The organism is Nonomuraea fastidiosa (assembly GCF_042751225.1).
In the GTDB taxonomy this organism is placed as follows: Bacteria; Actinomycetota; Actinomycetes; order Streptosporangiales; family Streptosporangiaceae; genus Nonomuraea; species Nonomuraea fastidiosa.
In genome coordinates, this window is record NZ_CP170570.1 from 3,018,287 (window position 1) to 3,038,950 (window position 20,664).

General features: G+C 68.8%; 16 protein-coding genes. 8 read left to right on the forward strand and 8 right to left on the reverse strand.

Annotated elements, in window-relative coordinates; all coding sequences use genetic code 11:
• Positions 1–48 precede the first annotated feature (48 nt).
• From ACFMQL_RS13770 to ACFMQL_RS13780, 3 genes are all read left to right on the forward strand, one after another.
• Positions 49–1,374, forward strand: a complete 1,326-nt coding sequence (locus tag ACFMQL_RS13770) for a PLP-dependent aminotransferase family protein (protein WP_378785839.1) — start codon at positions 49–51, stop codon at positions 1,372–1,374.
• A 365-nt stretch (positions 1,375–1,739) separates the two neighbouring features.
• Positions 1,740–2,696 (forward strand): D-alanine--D-alanine ligase, encoded by a 957-nt coding sequence (locus ACFMQL_RS13775; RefSeq protein ID WP_364064600.1) that lies wholly within the window; start codon positions 1,740–1,742, stop codon positions 2,694–2,696.
• 603 nt (positions 2,697–3,299) lie between these two features.
• Positions 3,300–4,346, forward strand: a complete 1,047-nt coding sequence (locus ACFMQL_RS13780; protein WP_378785840.1) for a threonine aldolase family protein — start codon at positions 3,300–3,302, stop codon at positions 4,344–4,346.
• A gap of 2,887 nt (positions 4,347–7,233) precedes the next feature.
• Here the strand turns inward: ACFMQL_RS13780 and ACFMQL_RS13785 are convergent.
• The 8 genes from ACFMQL_RS13785 to rpmH form a co-directional block, all read right to left on the reverse strand.
• The gene (locus ACFMQL_RS13785) at positions 7,234–8,196 is read right to left on the reverse strand and encodes a ParB/RepB/Spo0J family partition protein (protein WP_378785841.1); all 963 of its coding nucleotides are present in this window, start codon (positions 8,194–8,196) and stop codon (positions 7,234–7,236) included.
• A gap of 919 nt (positions 8,197–9,115) precedes the next feature.
• A complete protein-coding gene (locus ACFMQL_RS13790) occupies positions 9,116–10,051 on the reverse strand; it encodes a ParA family protein (RefSeq protein WP_364064607.1) in 936 nt (311 codons plus the stop codon).
• Positions 10,052–10,188: 137 nt separating this feature from the next.
• Positions 10,189–10,860 (reverse strand): 16S rRNA (guanine(527)-N(7))-methyltransferase RsmG, encoded by a 672-nt coding sequence (gene rsmG / locus ACFMQL_RS13795; RefSeq protein WP_364064609.1) that lies wholly within the window; start codon positions 10,858–10,860, stop codon positions 10,189–10,191.
• 748 nt (positions 10,861–11,608) lie between these two features.
• A complete protein-coding gene (locus ACFMQL_RS13800; RefSeq protein WP_364064764.1) occupies positions 11,609–12,097 on the reverse strand; it encodes a R3H domain-containing nucleic acid-binding protein in 489 nt (162 codons plus the stop codon).
• Positions 12,098–12,117: 20 nt separating this feature from the next.
• A complete protein-coding gene (gene yidC / locus ACFMQL_RS13805) occupies positions 12,118–13,041 on the reverse strand; it encodes a membrane protein insertase YidC (RefSeq protein ID WP_364064612.1) in 924 nt (307 codons plus the stop codon).
• A gap of 4 nt (positions 13,042–13,045) precedes the next feature.
• Positions 13,046–13,330 (reverse strand): membrane protein insertion efficiency factor YidD, encoded by a 285-nt coding sequence (yidD, locus tag ACFMQL_RS13810; protein ID WP_364064614.1) that lies wholly within the window; start codon positions 13,328–13,330, stop codon positions 13,046–13,048.
• Positions 13,327–13,689: a ribonuclease P protein component gene (rnpA, locus tag ACFMQL_RS13815; protein WP_364064616.1), complete on the reverse strand. Its 363-nt coding sequence runs from the start codon at positions 13,687–13,689 to the stop codon at positions 13,327–13,329. Before rnpA ends, yidD begins: the two co-directional genes overlap by 4 nt.
• Before the next feature lie 59 nt (positions 13,690–13,748).
• Positions 13,749–13,886: a 50S ribosomal protein L34 gene (rpmH, locus tag ACFMQL_RS13820; protein WP_364064619.1), complete on the reverse strand. Its 138-nt coding sequence runs from the start codon at positions 13,884–13,886 to the stop codon at positions 13,749–13,751.
• Between the two features lie 447 nt (positions 13,887–14,333).
• Between rpmH and dnaA the strand changes: the two genes are divergently transcribed.
• The 5 genes from dnaA (at position 14,334) to ACFMQL_RS13845 (ending at position 20,437) form a co-directional block, all read left to right on the forward strand.
• Positions 14,334–15,926: a chromosomal replication initiator protein DnaA gene (gene dnaA / locus ACFMQL_RS13825; RefSeq protein WP_378785842.1), complete on the forward strand. Its 1,593-nt coding sequence runs from the start codon at positions 14,334–14,336 to the stop codon at positions 15,924–15,926.
• A 543-nt stretch (positions 15,927–16,469) separates the two neighbouring features.
• Positions 16,470–17,609 carry a DNA polymerase III subunit beta gene (gene dnaN / locus ACFMQL_RS13830; protein WP_364064621.1) on the forward strand — a complete coding sequence of 380 codons (1,140 nt, stop codon included), beginning with the start codon at positions 16,470–16,472 and terminating at the stop codon, positions 17,607–17,609.
• A 45-nt stretch (positions 17,610–17,654) separates the two neighbouring features.
• Positions 17,655–18,599 (forward strand): phosphogluconate dehydrogenase (NAD(+)-dependent, decarboxylating), encoded by a 945-nt coding sequence (gene gnd / locus ACFMQL_RS13835; RefSeq protein ID WP_378785843.1) that lies wholly within the window; start codon positions 17,655–17,657, stop codon positions 18,597–18,599.
• Positions 18,600–18,663: 64 nt separating this feature from the next.
• Positions 18,664–19,908 carry a DNA replication/repair protein RecF gene (gene recF / locus ACFMQL_RS13840; RefSeq protein ID WP_364064626.1) on the forward strand — a complete coding sequence of 415 codons (1,245 nt, stop codon included), beginning with the start codon at positions 18,664–18,666 and terminating at the stop codon, positions 19,906–19,908.
• A complete protein-coding gene (locus ACFMQL_RS13845) occupies positions 19,898–20,437 on the forward strand; it encodes a DUF721 domain-containing protein (protein ID WP_378785844.1) in 540 nt (179 codons plus the stop codon). Before recF ends, ACFMQL_RS13845 begins: the two co-directional genes overlap by 11 nt.
• Positions 20,438–20,664: the final 227 nt, after the last annotated feature.

Below are 20,664 nucleotides of genomic sequence, written 5' to 3' on the forward strand. Positions count from 1 at the left end.
GCGTAATCTGGTATTTCAGTCCGATATACGACACTTAGGAGGTGGGCCGTGACAGAAGAGCTGGATCACGGTCAGACACCCGCGACCCAAGGGTCGCGCATCGACGCCTACGTCGATCGGTACGCCGCGCGAGCTACCGGGATGGTCGCCTCCGAGATCCGAGCTCTTTTCGCCGTCGCGTCGAGGCCCGAGGTGGTCTCGCTCGCCGGCGGCATGCCGTACGTCACGGCGCTCCCCCTCGACATGGTCGGCGAGCTGGTCGCCGACCTCGTCACCCGGCGCGGCCCCGTCGCGCTGCAGTACGGCTCCGGCCAGGGTGACCCGCACCTGCGCGAGCAGATCTGCGAGGTCATGAAGCTGGAGGGGATCAACGCCGGGCCGAACGACGTCGTCGTCACCGTCGGGTCGCAGCAGGCCCTCGACCTCATCACCCGGATCTTCATCGACCCTGGCGACGTGGTGCTCGCCGAAGGGCCCTCGTACGTGGGTGCCCTCGGCACGTTCGCCGCGTACCAGGCCAAAGTCGTCCACATCGCTATGGACGATCAGGGCATCGTGCCCGAATCGCTGGCCCAGACGATCTACGCGCTGGAGACCGCGGGCGCGCCCGTCAAGTTCCTGTACACCATCCCGACCTTCCAGAACCCGGCCGGCGTCACGCTCAACATCGCCCGCCGCCAGCAGGTGCTCGACATCTGCCAGCGGGCCGGGATCCTGGTCATCGAGGACAACCCGTACGGACTGCTCGGCTTCGACGGCGAGCCGCTGCGCGCGCTGCGCGCCGACAACCCCGACGGCGTCGTCTACCTCGGCTCGTTCTCCAAGACGCTGGCCCCGGGCTTCCGCGTCGGCTGGGCGCTCGCGCCGCACGCCATACGCGACAAGCTCATCCTCGCGATGGAGTCGGCGGTGCTGTCGCACTCGTCGTTCACGCAGCTCGCGGTCGGCCAATACCTGGCCACGCAGCCGTGGCGCGAGCAGATCAAGTCCTTCCGCGAGCTCTACCGCGAACGCCGCGACGCGATGCTCGACGCGCTCGAATCGCTGATGCCGCCCGAGGTGACGTGGACGCGTCCCGGAGGCGGCTTCTTCGTGTGGGCCACCCTGCCCGAAGGACTCGACTCTAAGGCGATCCTGCCGCGGGCCGTGGCCGAGCGGGTCGCGTTCGTGCCCGGCACCGGGTTCTACTCCGACGGCAGCGGCGCCCGCCACATGCGGCTGTCCTACTGCTACCCCGAGCCCGACCGCATCCGCGAAGGCGTGCGGCGGCTGGCCGGGGTGATCGAGCAGGAGATGCAGCTGCGGGACACGTTCGGCACGGGGTCCACGCGTGACCACCAGGGCGTCGACACACCCGGCCCCGACCTGGCCTAGCCCCCTCGCCCGTAGAGGCGCCCGGCTCTCAGGGGCGCCTCTACGGAACCGAGAGAGCACCTGATCCTCAGCGCGCGTCTCCGGAACCGGGGAAGCACCTGATACTCAACGCGCATCTCCGGAACCGGGGAAGCACCTGATCCTCAGCGCGCATCTCCGGTGCCGGAGGGCACCGCGCAGGACGCGGCGTGACGGGAGGGCGGGCGGCCCTCCCGTTCTCCTTTCGGCATTCTCATCCCAGCGCCAAGAGATCCCCTTCCGATCGGCTGAGATGGGATGGGATCGCCCCACATAGCACCTCACGTACACACCTGATCCCCAGCGCCGGTACGGTTGGACAGCGTGTCGTCAGCGGAGGAGAAGTGATGAGCGATCTGGGCCACGTGCTCGTGCTGGCCGGAGGTCTCTCCTACGAGCGGGAAGTGTCCCTGCGCTCAGGCCGCCGGGTGAGCGAGGTGCTGCGGGCCACGGGCATCTCCGTGGAGACCCGTGACACCGACGCCTCGCTCGTACCCTCGATCCTGGCCGACCCGCCGGACGCCGTGTTCGTCACCCTCCACGGCGGGGCCGGCGAGGACGGCGCGATCCGTTCCGTGCTGGAGCTGCTCGACGTGCCATACGTCGGCGCCGACCCCGACGCATGCCGGGTGGCCTTCGACAAGCCCACCGCCAAGGCCGTCGTGCGCTCCGTCGGGCTGCGCACTCCCGAGTCCGTCACCCTCCCCAAGGAGACCTTCCACGACCTCGGCGCCACCGTGGTGCTCGGCCGCATCGTGGAGCGTCTCGGACTGCCGCTGTTCGTCAAGCCCGCGCGCGGCGGCTCGGCCCTCGGCGCCTCCTTCGTCCGTACGGCCGAGGAACTGCCCGCCGCCATGGTCGGCTGCTTCGCGTACGGCGACACGGCGCTCATCGAGCGGTACGTCGAGGGCGTCGAGGTGGCGGTCTCCGTCGTCGACCTCGGCGAGGGGCCGGTGGCGCTGCCCGCCGTGGAGATCGTCCCCGACGAAGGCGTCTACGACTACGCCGCCCGCTACACCGCCGGCCACACCGAGTTCTTCGCCCCGGCCCGCCTGTCCGCCCAGGCCGCCGCGGCATGCGCCGAAACCGCGGTGACCGCGCACACGGCACTCGGGCTCCGCGACATCTCCCGTACGGACCTGATCGTGGACGCCGACGGCGTGCCGTACTTCCTTGAGGTGAACGTGGCGCCGGGCATGACGGAGACGTCCCTCCTGCCGATGTCCGCCGAGGCCGCCGGGCAAGACCTGGGCGAGCTCTGCCACACCCTCCTCCGCATCGCCGCCGCCCGCTCGGCCCGCTAGGGCGCGGCCCACCGCTAGGGGGGCGGGGGCGGCCCACCGCGCTACTCTGCCGCACCGCCGCCCCGCCTCGCCCACCAACGCGCCACACCTCCGCCACCCCGTCACGTTGGCTTGCCAGATCGCCCCGCCATGCCACCCGCACGGCGCCAACGGCCCGCACCGTCGCAACGTCGCGCCCACCGCACCACCCCACCGCGTCCCCCACCACCAATCCACGGAGGAGCGAACTTGCCTGGCGACCCGGCACAGGACGGACCGCCTGACACCACCAGAAGCAGCACGACACACGCCGCCCCCTTCCAAGCGCGCTACAACGTCCAGCAGGACACACGCCCCAACCCGAGCCGCGCTACAGCGTCCAGCGCGACACACGTCCCCGAACCGAACGCGGCGCGACGTCCAGCGGGGCGCACGCCGCTCCCCGAACCGAGCACGATGCAACGTCCAGCACGATGCACGACTCCGAGCCGACACGACGCCCAACCGGCGACACCGACGCGCCGCACCCCCGAAGCCAGCCGAGAGCAGAACGGGACACCTCGGTGTGGGCGATACGCGCGCGAGCGTGACAGCACCCGAAACCCGGATCAGTAGCCTTACCGTGTGCTGTTCGATTCCACGTACCCCAAGAGCTTCGCCAGCGACAACCACGCGGGCGTGCATCCGACGATCCTCGAAGCCATGGCCGCCGCGAACGACGGAGACGCACCCGCCTACGGCGACGACAAGTGGACGGCGATATTCGAGGAGAAGATCAAGGAGGTGTTCGGCCCGGACGCGCAGGGCTTCGCCGTCCTCAACGGAGCGGGCGCCAACATGGTCGGCCTGGCTCCCATGCTCGGCCGCTACGACGGCATCATCTGCGCCGACAGCGCCCACATCGCCACCCACGAGACAGGTGCGACGGAACGTCTGCTCGGCGTGAAACTCCTGACGGTCCCGACCGAGGACGGCAAGCTCCGTCCGGCCGACATCGAGTCCCGCCTGGGCGGCGTCGGCAGCCACCACGAGCCGCAGCCCACCGTCGTCTCCATCTCCCAGGTGACAGAACTCGGCACCTGCTACTCCCCCGCCGAGATCGCCGCCCTCGCGGAAAAGGCTCACGAGCACGGCCTGCGCCTCCATGTCGACGGTGCCCGCCTCGCCAACGCCGCCGCGTACCTCGGCTGTGACCTCAAGGCGATCACGACCGATGTGGGCGTGGACGTGTTCAGCTTCGGCGGCACCAAGAATGGCGCGCTCGCGGCTGAGGCCGTGGTGGTGCTCGACTCGTCACTGTCTCACGCCATCCCGTTCCTGCGCCGCCAGTCCCTTCAGCTCGCCTCGAAGATGCGCTACATCTCCGCTCAACTCACGGCGCTCCTTACGGACGACCTGTGGCGCCGGAATGCCGCCCACGCGAACCAGATGGCCGACCGCCTGGCCGCTGGACTGACGGACATCCCCGGTGTCTCGCTGGCGTACCCGGTGCAGAGCAACGCCGTCTTCGCCACCCTCCCGAAGGCAGTCGCGGACACTCTCCAGCAGCGCTACCTGTTCCACTTCTGGGACGAGACCACCGGCACGGTCCGCTGGATGACCGCCTTCGACACCACCCCGGAACACGTAGACGACTTCCTGGACGACATCCGCAAGGCGGCCACCGCGTAACCCACGCGCTAACTCTCACACTGCCTCGCCCGCCTACTCCCCCGCAGACGCACTCCCCTGGTTTCACGTGAAACATCGCGCGCCGACCACCGGCGAGCCCGGCAAGGCGCTGGACGGCTGACGCGGCCCAGGCGCCCCTTGCCAACGACCGCTGCGGGCGCGCGGCTGCGACGGGTTTCCGAGTCGCCGAGCGACCAAACGGCCGCCTCCGTGTTTCACGTGAAACACGGAGGCGCACTTCCCCGTCCCGTCCTCTGGAGTGCTGGCCTCCAGCACCCACAGCCTCGCCAGACACCCCGCCGCCGCCAGCGTCCACTCAACAGCAGGGCGTGGGACCGCATCGCGTCGAGCGCGTCACGTCGAGCGTCATCACGCCCTCCGAGGCGAACGCACCAGTCACCTGACCGAGGACCTCCAGCATCACGACAACGGTTTCACGTGAAACACCCTGTCTAGCGAAGCCTCGCCCTCGACGAGGACGCGTACCGCCAAGCCGCCTCCGCACCTCACGCCGCGCCACAGCACCTCACCACGCCGCAGCGCCTCCCCCGCCTCACCGCGCCGCAACACCCTACCGCGCTACAGCGCCTCCCCCGCCTCACCGCGCCGCAACACCCCACCGCGCAACAGCACCTCGCCGTGTGCGGAGCCTCGCCGTGTGCGGCGCCTCGCCGTGTGCTGGGCCTCGCCATGGTGCAGCACCTCGCCGCACCTCACCATGGCCACAGCGCCTCGCCGTGCGCTGGGCCTTGCCGTGGCGCAACGCCTCTCCGTGCCTCACCACAGTCGCAGCGCTTCAGCACCTTGCGGGCCCACTACTTGCACCTGCCACCTCGCGTGCCGCCACCTTTTAACGCCTCGTGGCCTTTCGGCACCCCCGCTTCTAATGCCTCATCGTCTTCCGGTTGCCCACCGCTTCCTACGCCTCGCCGCCCTGCTACACCCGCCGCTTCCTACGCCTCGCCGCCTTGCGACGCCCACCCTCACGTACGCATCGACGCCTTCCGGCGCCCGCCGCTTCTCGCGCGTTGCCAGTTCCTCACGCTTGAACGGACGGCCTGCCGCCCGGCATCCGACCGACGAAATCGCCACCGAGCTCCAGCACGAGCGCCACCGCCGTCCTCTGCGAGCTGAGTTGTTTCACGTGAAACATCGAACGCGTAGCCCACGCGCGCAGCGACTCCCAACGGGGACTCGTTCCGCAGGAAACCTCGCGCCGGCAACCCGCGCGTGCACGTAGGCCTACGCGGGCACACAGGGCCCGCCGCTGGCGTGACGTTTCACGTGAAACATCGAAGGCTCGCCCGCCCACTAGCCGCACGCCGATCACCAACCGCACCACCGCGCGTGCCCCCATCCTGCGACTCGAGTCGCCCCCACGCGAGACGCGCGGCCCGAGTCGCTATTACTCGGTCGAGACTTCCCTGAGCCACTTCGGACTCACGTCCCCCACCCGCAGATCCGTTCCTACGCCGCTAGTCCCTTCAGCTCGCCAGAAGATGCCCTACATCTCCGCGTAACTCGCGGCGCTCCCAAGCAAACCAGGAAAAGCGCCGAACTAACACCACGACCGGTCACCCAGTTTCCCCAGCCGATCCCGCATTGGCGCAGCCCGACTTCAATCAGGTAGCCGCCTCGGCCGGCCCGTGCAGAAGGGGCAGTCACAGCACGAGCACCGTCACGGACAGCGAAGCATGACACCACCCCCGCAGCCGGGTCGCTACCAGCCAGCCACGCGATCTCCTCCCCGTAACGCTGCATCAACACTGTCGCGAGCCACAGCGCATCAAGACCGTCACGGGGCGCGCCGCTATCAGTGCCATGAGATCGCCTGCCCCGGAGCGACGCGTCAGCGCCGTCACGGCCGAGCCGCCACCTGCGCCACGAAATCGTCTGGCTCTCGAAACGCCGAACCGCGCCCAACCGCCGCACCTCGACGCCGATCCACCGTCCGCTCCCCCAGCCCGACCGCCGCCGCGCTTGTAGCGAGCATCCGTCACCGGCAACGGTGAGCGACTGGACCAAACGACAGGCGACGGCGGGCGGCTGGACCTGCGCGGCGGACGACCGATCCGAGCGACGGACAGCCGACCCGAGCGACGGACAGCCGACCCGAGCGACGGACGACCGACCCGAGCAGCGGACGACCGACCCGAGCAGCGGACGACTAGCCCGAGCAGCGGGCGACTAGCCCGAGCAGCGGGCGACTGGTCTGAGCGGCGGACACCTGGGCCTGAGCGGTGGGCGTGGTGAGTGAGCGCCGCCCGTCCACCGTGCCCGGATCCTGGTTCCAGGCTCCTGGTTCCAGGCTCCTGTGCACCACAGCGACCGGGCGGGCGGCACGCTAATCAGGGCGGGCGGCCGGCTGTTCAAGGACGGTCAGCTGCGTCCCTCGGCCGCGCCGACTTCGGCGGGTCGACACCAGCCACCAGACCGTCTGAACGCCCGACCGCGCTAAGTCGCGCCAGCCGTCGTCACCGTGGCGGAACCTCAGCTCACCCGCTGGGTTCTGTCGAAAGACCGAACTTACGGCGCGAAAGACCGGACGGCGCAGCGCGAGAAACCAGACTACGCAGCGCGAAAGACCGGAGCGCGCGGCGCGAGAAACCGAACCACGCGGCGCGAGAGGCTTGGCGGCGCGGGCGAGCGGCCGAGGTGCGGGCGAGCGGCCGAAGCTGAAGCTCAGGCGCGAGAGCTCATCAGCCACGAGAGCTGAGAAGCACGGGAGCAGGGAACCCGGGAACCCGAGAGCCCGGGAACTCGGGAACCCGAGAGCCCGGGAACCCGAGAGCCCGAGAGCTCGAGAACTCGGGAGCTCAGGAGCTCGAGAGCCCGGGAACCCGAGAGCTCGAGAACTCGGGAGTGCGGGAGCTCGGAAGTGCGGAAATCAGTCCTCGGCTTCTCGCATCGCCTGGATTGCCTCCGGCGCCATGGTGCCGATGATGCGCTCCAGGTCGTCGATCGTCGCGAACTCCACCACGATCCGTCCCTTCCGCCGCCCCAGGTCCACCTTCACCTTGGTTTCGAAGTGGTCGGAGAGGCGGTCGGCGAGGTGGGTGAGTCCGGGGGCGGTGGGCTTGGGTGCCTTCCGGTCGCGTAGCGCCTTCTTGGCCGCCTTTGAACTACCCATGGCGACGATCTCCTCGACCGCCCGTACCGATAGCAGCTCCGCCACGATCCGCTTGGCGAGCTGGATCTGCTCCTCCGGGTCGTCGAGTCCGAGGAGCGCCCGCGCATGCCCGGCGCTGATCGTCCCGGCGGCGACCTTCAGCTGTACGTCAGGAGGCAGGTTCAGCAGACGCAAGGTGTTGGTGATGTGAGAGCGCGAGCGGCCGATCTTCTTCGCCAACTGATCGTGCGTCGCCTGAAAATCGTCAAGAAGCTGCTGGTACGCCGCCGCCTCTTCGAGCGGGTTCAGCTGCTCACGCTGAAGGTTTTCGATCAGCGCATCCCGCAACAGGTCGTTGTCCTGGGTGTTGCGTACGATCGCCGGCACCGGGTCAAGGCCGACCTTCTTACACGCACGCCAACGCCGCTCCCCCATGATCAGCTCATACTGACCACCGCCGACCGAGCGCACCACAATCGGCTGGAGCAGCCCAACCTCACGGATGGAGGTCGCCAGATCCTCCAGGCGCTCCTCATCGAAGACCTCACGCGGCTGCCGAGGGTTAGGAACGATCGCCTCGAGCGCGATCTCCTTGAAGTACGCCCCCGCAATCGGCTTGGGACCCGTCTCCCCCGTCGACCCGTTGGCCGGGGCCGGCGCCGCCCCCGTGCCGTCAACGATGGGACCGGTCGGGATGAGCGCCCCGAGTCCCTTGCCCAATCCCCGCCGCTGCTGGCTCACTGCGTCTCCTCATCCACCCGGTCGATTCCGGTCACTCCAGGAGAGGTTACCGTTGTGGACCGGACCGAGTGCCCCCTCGCCACACACCGTCCGGTTGGATTTACACCGACACGGTCACAAACCTGCCCAACCCGTGACTGAGCCCCAGCCCATCCGCGTTTTGCACCCTGCTTTCAACCCGCCATCCCGGCCCGCCCGGCCTCCGAGCCGCCTCGGCCCGCCCGGCCTCTGAGCCGTCTCGGTGCGAGAGAGCCATTCGGTGCCGGCGGTGACCACTGGGTCGGCGCGCGACATGGCTACCCTGCGCCTGCTTCGTACGGGTCCTCTACCGCTCAAGGGCCGAAGCTTCCAGCGTCGAAGCTCCCGGTGCCGGGTTCGCTTGCCGCGCGGTCCCATCCCTGTGCGGGGCCCATCGCCGCACGGGCCCATCCTCGCGCGGGGCCCATCCTCGCGCGGGACCCATTCTCGTGCAGGGCCCATTCTCGTGCAGGGCCCATCCTCGTACGGGACCCATCCCCTCGCAGGACCATCGCCGCACGGGCCCATCGCCGCGCAGGCCGATGGCTACACGGGCCGATGGCTACACGGGCGGCGTGATACGAAAGCTCCGATCTCGGAGTTTGCTCTGCGCGGAGCCACGCCTAGACGGCAAAAGCCCCGCGGCCCTAGGAGGCACGGCTCGAAGATCCCCGCGCGGAAACCCGACCCCGCGGAACGACACAATGATTCCACGGCGGGACGCCCCCGGCGCCCGACGCTCCCCGCGCCCGACGCTTCCCGCGGTGGCGCACCCAGCAAGGGCGCACCCAGCTCAGCCCTGAGCGCAGGCGCTCCTGCACCCCGCGCCGCACGCAAACCGTGATCCCGGGGTAAGTGGTGTCCGGAGCCGAGAAGGGCCCGGAAAAGGCAGAGGAGGTGGTCAGGAGACCGTGGCGCGGTGGGCGATCTCGCGGGCCGCATCCATGTACGCCATCGCCCCGCTCGACCCCGGGTCGTACGTCATCACCGACTGCCCATAGCTGGGCGCCTCCGACAGCCGCACGCTCCTCGGGATCACCGTGTTCAGCACCGTGTCCCCGAAGTGCGCCCGCACTTCCTCGGCCACCTGGGACGCGAGCCGCGTACGCCCGTCGTACATGGTCAGCACGATCGTCGAGAGCCGCAGCGTCGGGTTCAGGTGAGCCTTGATCAGGTCCACGTTCCGCAGCAGCTGCCCGAGGCCCTCCAGCGCGTAGTACTCGCACTGAATCGGGATCAGCACCTCGTCGGCCGCCACCAGCGCGTTGACGGTGAGGAGACCGAGGGAGGGCGGGCAGTCGATCACGATGTAGTCGAACTTGATCGCATCGTACGCCGCCAGCGCCCGCCGCAGCCGCGCCTCCCTGGCTACCAAGGACACCAGCTCGATCTCCGCACCGGCCAGGTCGATGGTGGCGGGAGCGCAATACAGGTTGGGCATGTCGGGCACCTGCTTGACGATCTCCGCCATCGGCAGGTCGTCCACGAGCACCTGGTAAACGTCCGGGACGTCACCACGATGCTCCGTCGCCAGCGCGGTGGAGGCGTTGCCTTGCGGGTCGAGGTCGACCACGAGGACCCGCTGGCCGTGCATCGACAGGGCGGCGGCGATGTTGACCGAGGTGGTCGTCTTGCCCACGCCGCCCTTCTGGTTGGCCACTGCGATCACTCGGGTCTTGGGCGGACGCGGCCAGCCGCCGTCGCCATCGCCAGATGCCTCGCCAGTCTGGGCGGCCGTCGGGGTTGCAGATGTTTCACGTGAAACCACTGAGCTGAGCGCCTCTCGTACCAACGGCGAATCACCGGGGTTCAGGGGGGTCTGGGTCACGATGGCCATCCTTTCAACCACTGGTGTGCCGGTGCCGGGAATTTGCTGTCGCGACACGCCCATTTCGGGCCAGCCAACCCCGGTTGGACTCTGAGACGGAGGGCCGTCCGGCCAGCCAAGACCACTTGACGCGACTGGCACAACCGTCACCTCCTTCGTCGCCGCCTGGCTCGCTCCGGCGGGCGACCCGCTACCACCCGAACCAATGTTGCAGGCGGCTCGACCTTACCGCGCCCGACCGTGACGAGCTCGGCCGTTCGGGCGCCGACGGCGCGCAATTGCTCCTGTGCCTCGGCCAGCTCGCCGGCGGCGCGCTCGCCCTTCATGGCGATCAGCTCGCCGCCCTCGCGGAGCAGCGGCATCGCCCACTTGAGCAGCCGATCGAGCGGCGCCACCGCACGGGCGCTGGCCACGTCGAACACGCGCTTGCCCGCCAGCTCTTCCGCCCGGCCGCGCAGCACCTCGACGTTGTCGAGCTTGAGCGCTTCGACGCACTCCTCAAGGAACACGGTACGGCGCAGCAGCGGCTCCAGCAGCGTCACCGTGATGTCCGGCCGGACGATGGCGAGCACCACACCGGGCAGGCCGGCGCCGGAGCCGATGTCCACCAGCCGCACATCCGGCGGCACCGCCTCGGCTACGACGGCGCAGTTGAGCATGTGGCGATCCCAGATCCGGGGCACCTCCCGCGGACCCAGCAGCCCGCGGACGACACCGGGACCCGCCAGCAGGTCTGCGAACGTGATGGCGCGATCCCAGGCCTCCCCCGCGAAGACGTCCCTCGCTATCTCCGGCGGCTCCGGAAGCTCATCGCTCACTGGTAGGTGGCCTTTCTGGGGCTCGTGGCCCGTGATCGGGGTGATGGTCGCCGGGCGCGCTTAGGCCGCGGCGACGGATCCGGTCTCCACCCAAGGCTACGGGGTGAGATCACAAGGGAAGCCTAGCGGGCCTTGGTGAAGGTGGCCTGTGAGCACGCCGTCAGCGCAACACCGCGCAGGCCGATAAAGGGGGAAATGTCGGTGTACCGGGGGTGGGGACGCGCCCTGAGGAAGCGTACCGGGGAAAAGGACTGCCCCCCGGGAAGCGGCACTCGGGAAGCGGCATATGGGACCGATGCGTCGGCGGGTCCGGTTCCGATCAAGCTCATCCGCTGGTCCGGGGACAGGTCGGTTGCCGTCGTCCGCGGTCGGCCCGTCGGTTGCCGTCGTCCGCGGTCGGCCCGTCGGTTGCCGTCGTCCGCGGTCGGCCCGTCGGTTGCCGTCGTCCGCCGTCGGCCCCTGTCGGCAGCCATGGTCCGGTCGGCTGCCGTTGGATGTCGTCGGTCAGGTGGTCAGGTGGTCAGGTAGCGGAAGGACTCGCCGTCTGGTCCTGACAGCCGAACGGGCCGGCCACACCCGCGGCCGACCCGTCAAAGCGGTCCGTCAAAACGGTCCGTGACAGCGATCCATCGAAGTCCACTCCGTCGAAGGTCGATCCGACGGAGTCCGGTTCGTCAAGGTCCGGTTCGTACGGCCGAAGCCGCCGAGGAGGCGACCGAGGTCACCGCCCGAGAGCCGAATCCGCCGCTCAGGCGGGCAGAACCACCACGTACCGGTTCGGCTCCTCGCCCTCCGACTCGCTGCGCAGCCCCGCGGCCGCCACCGCGTCGTGGACGATCTTGCGTTCGAACGGCGTCATCGGCTGCAGCGACTTGGGCTCGCCGCGGTCCTTGACCTGGTTGGCGATCTCGGTGCCCAGCTTGGTCAGCTCGGCCCGCCGCCGCTCGCGGTAGCCGGCGACGTCCAGCATGAGCTTGGAGCGCTCGCCCGTCTGCCGGTGCACGGCCAGGCGGGTCAGCTCCTGCAACGCTTCGAGCACCTCTCCCCCGGGGCCCACGAGTTCGGTGCTCTTGATCCCGACGACGGAGACGAGCGCGCGGTCGCCCTCGACGTCCATGTCGATGTCGCCGTCGATGTCGGCGATGTCGAGAAGGCCCTCGACGTAGTCGGCAGCGATCTCGCCTTCCTGCTCCAGCAGAGTGAGATCAGGAGCCTTCTCCTGCTCGGCCTCGGTCATGGCCGGCCTCTCCTTCGTGTTCACGACTTCTTGCTGCCGGTGCGCTTGCTACGGGGTTGCCTGCTCGGCTGCTGCCTGATGATCTTAGGCTGCGGAGGGGGCGGAGGGGCCTGTTCTTCCGGCGTGGTCTTGCGCAGCTTTGCGATCAGGCCGGGCTTGGGCTGGACCGGGATGGGGTTGCCCTTGGCGTCGTACTGCGGCATGGGGTGCCGGCTGTAGAACCAGTGCTGCTGACCGAGCGTCCACACGTTGGTGGTGACCCAGTAGAGGATCAGACCGAGCGGGAAGTTCAGGCTGAAGAAGGCGAACAGCGGCGAGATGTACATGAGGATCTTCTGCTGCTGCGCCATGGGGTTGTCCGGCATCTGGGCCATGGAGCGGGTGACGCTCTGCCGGACGGTGAGGAAGGTGGTCAGCGAGCTGATCGCCACGAAGCAGCCGATGACGACCTTCTCGCTGATGGCGGGAGCCTCGAAGAACGTGGCGGGCAGCGGCGCGCCGATGATGAGCGCCTGCTTGGCGCTGTCGACCAGCTCCTGCGTCATCCCGAACTTGGCCTCGTCGGCCGCGATCGCGCGGAGCACGGTGAACATGGAGATGAAGATCGGGAACTGCGCCAGGATCGGCAGACAGCCGCCCAGGGGGTTGGCCCCCGCCCCCTGGTAGAGCGCCATGACCTCCTGGTTCAGGCGCTGCTTGTCGTTCTTGTAGCGCTTGCGGAGCTCCTGAACTTTCGGCGCCAGCTCCTGCATCTTCCGCGAAGATCGCATCTGCTTGAGGAACAGCGGGAAGATCAGGATCCTCATGCAGATGGTCAGCGTGATGATGGTCAGCGCCCAGGTCAGACCGCTGTTGGGGTCGAGGAACGTGCTGTACCCGGTATGGATCCAGGTGATGACTTGGGCGACGGCTGTGTACAGCCAGTTGAGCCAGGACAGCTCCACCGAGCTATCTCCCTTGCGTTTCGTGGGACGGGACCGGGCGTGGGGGCACCGGGTCTATACCTCCGGGATGAAATGGATGGCACCGCCCGATGCGCCGGACAGTCAGCCAAATGCCGCGCAGTGCTCCATGTACGGCAATCGCTTCGAGCCCGTATGCGCTGCACGAGGGGTAGAACCGGCAGCGTGGACCGAGCAGCGGGCTGATGAACGCCCGATAGAACCGGATGGGGAGGATGAGTGCGCGAGCGGCGAGGCTCGGCACCGCGACCCCTTGCGGTTGCTCCGTCATTTCCGTCCACCCGTCGAGGACTCGCGCCGCCTGAGCAAACGATCCAGCGCGACGTCGAGTTCGGCGGCCAGTTGCTCGAATCGCGCGGACGCGGCCGGTGGATTGGCGCGTACCACAAGCAGGCTACCTCGCGGCAGCCGGTGGAGTCGGTCCCGCATCAGGTGTCGGAGCCGTCGTTTGACCTTGTTTCGGGTCACCGCGCCCCCGACGGCCTTACTCACCACGAAACCCACAAGGGGTGGCTCTTCCCCAGAAGTGGTGAAATGCACCACCAGGGTGGGGCGCCCAGCGCGCTTGCCGCGCCTGACCGCAGCCTCGAACTCCTCCCCGCGTCGCATGCGGGATTGACGGGACAGCACCGTATACGTCTAACGCCCGCCGGCGTGATGCGCCGGCGGGCTGTCGTCGCGCGGGACGGTCAGGCCGACAGCCTCTCGCGGCCCTTGCGGCGGCGAGCGGCGAGGATGGCGCGACCGGCCCGGGTGCGCATGCGCAGCCGGAAGCCGTGGGTCTTCGCGCGGCGACGGTTGTTCGGCTGGAAAGTACGCTTGCTCACGGGTGGGCTCCAGGCTTGATGGTGCGCCGCACGGGCGCCTAACACACATGGATGGCCTGCCAGGGAAGCGAGGGCACGCGAAATAGCCGTCGCGTGACAAGCCGACCGTCGTACGTTACGAGGGAAGGCGCCCGCAGGTCAAACCGGACGCGGTTATCCACTGATCCACAGGCCACTTTTCCACCGCCGCCCCCACGTCCACAGTATGTGCACTCAGGTGCCACTAGGCTGTGGACAACGTCTTGAACACAGCTGTGCACAAAGCTACTGTCAGCCCTTCCGGGCCGCTCAAAGCCTGTGGACAGCCTGTGGATCTCCTGTGGAGTGCGTGGGCGGGACGCCCGCCGGCCGCGTGTGGACGAAGGAGTCGTCGATCATCGTGATCGGCTGTGGCATGTGGATAACCGATCGCGGGGGGCCGCGACTGAGAGGAGGGGGAACCGCATCGTGAACGGTGTCGACCTCGGCACGGTATGGGCGAGGGCACTGGGCAACTTCCTCAACGAGAACGTGCCCATCCAGCAGCGCACGTGGCTGTCGATGGTGCGCCCGATCGCGCTGGCCAACGACACGATCGTGCTCGGCGTCCCCAACGACTTCCTCAAGGACCTCATCGAGGGCAAGCTGCGCCCGCTGGTGGCCCATGCGCTGTCGCAGGAGCTCGGCCGGACCATGCGGCTGGCCGTGATGATCGACACGACGGCGCCCGAGCAGCCGTCAGGTGACGCTCATCAACAGCCTGGGGGTCAGGGTTATCCCCAGGGTGTGGAGAGCCAGCCGCGTTATGCACAGCCCGCGCAGCCGCAGCACAACCAGCCTTCCGAGCCGCCACAGTACTATTCGCCGCAGCCCGAGCAGCAGCAGATATCCACCGAATATCCACAGCAGAGCTTCGGTTTTGAACAGGGCCAGTCCTACACGCCGCCCGTGGAGAAGCCCGCGGAGCCGGCGCAGAACCTGACGCAGAACCGCTGGGAGGCGAAGAGCAGCAAACCCAGCGAAACAGCCCGGCTCAACCAGAAGTACACATTCGAGACTTTCGTCATCGGCGCCAGCAACCGTTTCGCGCACGCCGCCGCCGTCGCGGTCGCCGAATCGCCGGCGAAGGCGTACAACCCGCTCTTCATCTATGGCGACTCGGGGCTGGGCAAGACGCACCTGCTGCACGCGATCGGCCACTACGCGCAGAGCCTGTACGACGGCGCCCGCGTCAGATACGTGAGCTCCGAGGAGTTCACCAACGACTTCATCAACAGCATCCGCGACCACAAGGCCGACGGGTTCCGCGGCCGCTACCGCGCGATCGACATCCTGCTTGTGGACGACATCCAGTTCCTGGAGGGCAAGGAGCAGACGCAGGAGGAGTTCTTCCACACCTTCAACACGCTCCACAACGCCAACAAGCAGATCGTCATCTCCAGCGACCGCGCGCCGAAGCAGCTCATCACGCTGGAGGACCGGCTGCGCAACCGGTTCGAGTGGGGCCTGATCACCGACGTCCAGCCGCCCGAGCTGGAGACCCGCATCGCGATCCTCAGGAAGAAGGCCATCCAGGAGGGCCTGGCCGCGCCGCCCGAGGTGCTGGAGTACATCGCCAGCCGCATCTCCACCAACATCCGCGAGCTGGAGGGCGCGCTGATCCGGGTCACCGCGTTCGCCAGCCTCAACAGGCAGGGTGTGGACCTGCAGCTCGCCGAGGTCGTGCTGAAGGATCTCATCACGTCGGAGTCCGACAACGAGATCACGATCGCCTCGATCATGAGCGAGACCGCTCAGTACTTCGGCATCAGCATCGACGACCTGTGCGGCACCTCGCGCAGCCGGGCGCTCGTCAACGCCCGGCAGATCGCCATGTACCTTGCCCGCGAGCTGACCGAGCTGTCGCTGCCGAAGATCGGCCAGCAGTTCGGCGGCCGCGACCACACCACGGTAATGCACGCCGAACGCAAGATCCGCTCGCTGATCGCCGAGCGCCGCTCGATGTACAACCAGGTCAACGAGCTCACAATGCGGATCAAGCAGACACAGCGTGGGTCGTGACGTCGTACACAGCCTGTGGAAAACGCTGTGGACCAGCGAAAACGCAAAATCGGGGCGGCCGATTGCCCGCAAATGCTGGGAAAAATCCGTCCACAACGGTTGGGGACAGTGCTGGGGACATCCTGGGGAGAACCTGGGGACTACCAGTGGACAACGTGTGGACAGGCTGTGAACAGTCGATCTGGGGCTCCAGAAGGGGCCTTATTACCCCGTGGATAACCTGTGGAAACCTCGTGGATAACCCCGCCTCAGCCGTGGATGACGGCACCAAGATCTGGGGACGGCCTGTGGGCGAAGTTTCGTCGTCCCCAGGCGCGCGAGTTCTCCCCAGGCGCCGCCCACACCCACGGTGGATAAAAACAAGGGCGCTGACCAGCAAGGACGCCGGTTGTCCCCAGTTTCCACAGCCCCTAATGTGATGACCTCTTATCTCTCTAACTAAGAAACTCAAAGACCCATAGAGGGGTTCTCCCGGAGCGCGAGGCCGGGAGGGTGGATCCTTGAGATCCTTCAATCAACGACGAACCCAGGAGGCTGATCACCGTGATGTTCCGAATCGAGCGAGACGTCCTCGCTGAGGCGGTGGCATGGACGGCACGCAGCCTCCCGGCGCGCCCGTCGGTGCCCGTTCTCGCCGGCATGCGCCTGGAGGTCACCGAGGAGCAGCGGCTGAAGCTGTCCGGCTTCGACTACGAGGTCTCGGCGGAGGTCACGCTCGAACTGCACACCGGCGAGCCGGGCGTCGTCCTGGTCTCCGGCAAGCTGCTCGCCGAGATCACCCGCGCCCTTCCCGCACAGCCTGTGGACTTCGTGGTGGACGGCGCCAAGGCGGTCGTCACCTGCGGCAGCGCCCGGTTCACACTCCTCACCATGCCTGTGGAGGACTACCCCACCCTCCCGTCGATGCCCCCGGCCGCCGGGCGGGTCGGCGCCGACGTGTTCGCCTCCGCCGTCAGCCAGGTCGCCGTCGCCGCCGGCCGCGACGACACGCTGCCGATGCTCACCGGCGTACGCATGGAGATCGAGGGCGACACGGTGACGCTCGCCGCGACCGACCGCTACCGCCTGGCCGTACGCGAGCTGAAGTGGCAGCCGGGACAGCCCGACTTCTCGGCCGTCGCGATGATCCCCGGCAAGACGCTCGCCGACACCGCCAAGGCGCTCGGCGCGACCGGCGCCGAGGTCGAGATCGCGCTCAGCTCCGCGGGCGGCACCGGCGAGGGCATGATCGGCTTCTCCAGCGCCGGCCGCCGCACCACGACCCGCCTGCTCGACCCCGAGTTCCCCAAGTACCGCTCGCTGCTGCCGACCGAGTTCTCCGCGCGCGCCGATCTGTCCACAGGCCCGTTCGTCGAGGCGGTCAAGCGCGTTGCCCTGGTCGCCGAGCGCAACACGCCGGTGCGCCTGGCGTTCAAGAGCGGCGAGGTCGTGCTGGAGGCGGGCAGCGGCGACGAGGCGCAGGCCGTCGAGGCGCTGCCTGTGGACTACGAGGGCGAGGAGATGAACATCGCCTTCAACCACCAGTTCCTGCTGGAGGGCCTCGGCGCCATCGACTCCGATGTGGCCAGGCTGCAGATGACCACGTCCACGAAGCCCGCTATCCTCACCGGGGGCAAGCCTGTGGAGGACGGCGGCGGCACTGACTACCGTTACTTGATCATGCCCATCCGGCTGTCAGGCTGAACCGGCCATCAGGGATGATGGAAGCCTGACAAGGGGGTAGACAACATGCAGATCGGCATGGTCGGACTGGGCAAGATGGGCGGCAACATGGCCGAGCGCCTGCGCCGCGGCGGTCATGAGGTCATCGGCTACGACCGCGACCCGGCCATCAGTGACGTCGGCAGCCTCAAAGAGCTGGTCGAGCGCCTGCAGGCGCCGCGAGCCGTCTGGGTGATGGTGCCGGCGGGCAGGCCCACGCAGTCGACCGTCGACGAGCTCGGCAAGCTGCTCGACGCGGGGGACCTCGTCATCGACGGCGGCAACAGCCACTACGCCGACGACCAGAAGCACGCGGGCGAGCTGGCGGCCAAGGGCATCGGCTTCGTCGACTGCGGCGTCAGCGGCGGCGTCTGGGGCCTGCAGAACGGCTACGCGCTCATGTGCGGCGGCGACAAGGCCCACATCGAGCGGCTCATGCCGATCTTTGACACGCTCAAGCCCGAGGGCGAGGACGGCTTCGTGCACGCCGGCGACGTCGGCGCGGGCCACTTCGCGAAGATGGTCCACAACGGCATCGAGTACGGCATGATGCAGGCGTTCGCCGAGGGCTGGGAGCTGCTCGAGGCGTCCGACGTCGTCAAGGACGTCAAGGGCTCCTTCCGGAGCTGGCGCACCGGCACCGTGATCCGTTCCTGGCTGCTCGACCTGCTGGTGCGGGCGCTTGAGGACGACGAGCACCTGGAGCAGCTGCGCGGTTATGCACAGGACTCCGGCGAGGGCCGGTGGACGGTGCAGGCGGCTGTGGACCACGCCGTCCCGCTGCCGGTCATCACCGCCGCCCTGTACGCCAGGTTCGCCTCCCGCCAGGACGACTCGCCGGCGATGAAGGTGGTCGCGGCGCTGCGCAACCAGTTCGGTGGCCACGCCATCACCTCGGCGGAGGGCAGCACCGGCAAGGGGGCCGACTCCCCCGGCGCCGACGTCGCGCCGCCGCGCGAGACCGATCGCTAACGGTTTTCCACAGGCCGCATGCCGGTGACCCCGGCGGCCGTCGAGGCGCACTACCCTTCGTGGGGTGCATGTCGCCCACCTCTCGCTGACCGACTTCCGGTCCTACGCGTCCGTGGAGCTCGGCCTGGAGCCGGGCGTCACGGCGTTCGTCGGACCCAACGGCCAGGGCAAGACCAACCTGGTCGAGGCGCTCGGCTACGTCGCGACGCAATCCAGCCACCGGGTCGCGAGCGACGCGCCGCTGGTGCGCCAGGGCGCGACGCGGGCGATCGTGCGCTGCGCCATCCAGCGTGACGACCGGCGGGCGCTGGTCGAGCTGGAGATCAATCCCGGGCGGGCCAATCGCGCCAGGCTCAACCGTTCGCCCGTGTCCAGGGCCCGCGACGTCGTGGGCCTGCTGCGCACGGTGCTGTTCGCGCCTGAGGACCTGGCGCTGGCCAAGGGCGACCCGTCCGAGCGCCGCCGCTTCCTCGACGAGCTGCTGGTGGCCAGGACGCCGAGGTTCGCCGGCGTGCGCGCCGACTACGACCGGGTGCTGAAGCAGCGCGGCGCGCTGCTGCGCACCGCCGCGCAGGCCCGCAGGGGCTCGCGGAGCGCCAGGCGGCGGGAGAGCGAGGCCGCGTTCGCGGCGGCCGGCGCCGGCGACGTGCTGAGCACGCTGGAGGTGTGGGACGCCCACCTCGCCAGGCACGGCGCGGAGCTTTTGCGCGGGCGGCTCGAGCTGATCGAGGAGCTGCGGCCGCGGGTGGCGCACGCGTACGCGACGCTGGCCCCGTCGAGCGCACCCGCGACGCTCGCCTACCGCAGCACGTTGTCCACAGGTGGGGATGACGCGGGGGCGTCCGGCGAGGCGGAAGGCCCCGCTGAGCGGGGATCTTTCGATACACAGACGTTATCCACAGACTTGGGGAAAACCCTTGAAGAGCGCCTGCGCGAGCGGCTATTGGAGGTCCGCCAGGCCGAGCTCGAACGCGGGGTCACGCTCGTCGGTCCCCACCGCGACGACCTGATACTCGGGCTCGGCGATCTGCCCGCGCGCGGCTACGCCAGCCATGGAGAGTCGTGGTCGTTCGCGCTCGCGCTCCGGCTCGCGGCCTACGACCTGCTGCGGGCCGACGGCGGCGACCCCGTGCTGATCCTCGACGACGTGTTCGCCGAGCTCGACAGCCAGCGCAGGCGCCGCCTGGCCGAGTTCGTGGCCCCGGCCGAGCAGGTGCTCATCACCGCGGCGGTGCCCGACGACGTGCCCGCGGAGCTTTCTGGCGGCAGATTCGATGTCGCAGAGGGGAGTGTCACACGTGTCCGCTGACCAGCGGCCCCGCGAGAACGGCGAGCGCAGTGAGCGCGGCGAGAACGCCACCGCCAGGGGGGTGGCGCTGGCCAGGGAGAAGCTCGCCCAGGCCAAGGCCGACGCCGCCAAGCGCGGCCAGCTCCCCCGGCGCGAGCCCAGGCGCAAGGCGAAGGGCCCGCGCAGGGAGAGCGGCGACCCTCAGCTTTTCGGACGCGCGATCGCCGAGCTGCTCGCCGATCGCGGCTGGGAGCGCAACGCCGCGGTCGGCGGGGTTTTCGGCCGCTGGCCCGAGATCGTGGGCCCCGACCTGGCCGCGCACACCAAGCCCGAGTCGTTCGACGACGGCGAGGTGGTCATCGTGGCCGACTCCACGGCCTGGGCCACGCAGGTGCGGCTGCTCGCCCGCACGCTCGTACGCAGGCTCAACGAGGAGCTCGGCGACGGCACGGTCACGCGGGTCAAGGTCAAGGGCCCGCAGAACGCTCCGCGTCCTTCAGGTGGATTGCGGGTGACCGGAAGTCGAGGTCCGCGCGACACCTATGGGTGACCTCCAGGCGGGTGCAATCCGGCTGTCCGGGTTGGGCGCCCGGAGCGGCCAGAAAGCCGCAGACGCGATAAGCCCCCTTTCCGGAGGGGGGATGCTTGCCTGGGGGCAAAACGAGCTAGAGAGCACCACAGGCGCGTTCATTGCCACCTTGGCCCGCCGGAAGCGGTAGAATGAAAAAGGATTCCGGACACGTCCGCTTGCGTGTCACCCCGGCAGCAAGCCGACTC

Excerpts from the sequence above, each read along its gene's own strand:
- ACFMQL_RS13775 (WP_364064600.1), top strand. The coding sequence starts at position 1,740 with ATGAGCGATCTGGGCCACGTGCTCGTGCTGGCCGGAGGTCTCTCCTAC.
- ACFMQL_RS13790 (WP_364064607.1), bottom strand. The coding sequence starts at position 10,051 with ATGGCCATCGTGACCCAGACCCCCCTGAACCCCGGTGATTCGCCGTTG.
- ACFMQL_RS13800 (WP_364064764.1), bottom strand. The coding sequence starts at position 12,097 with ATGACCGAGGCCGAGCAGGAGAAGGCTCCTGATCTCACTCTGCTGGAG.
- yidD (WP_364064614.1), bottom strand. The coding sequence starts at position 13,330 with ATGACGGAGCAACCGCAAGGGGTCGCGGTGCCGAGCCTCGCCGCTCGC.
- gnd (WP_378785843.1), top strand. The coding sequence starts at position 17,655 with ATGCAGATCGGCATGGTCGGACTGGGCAAGATGGGCGGCAACATGGCC.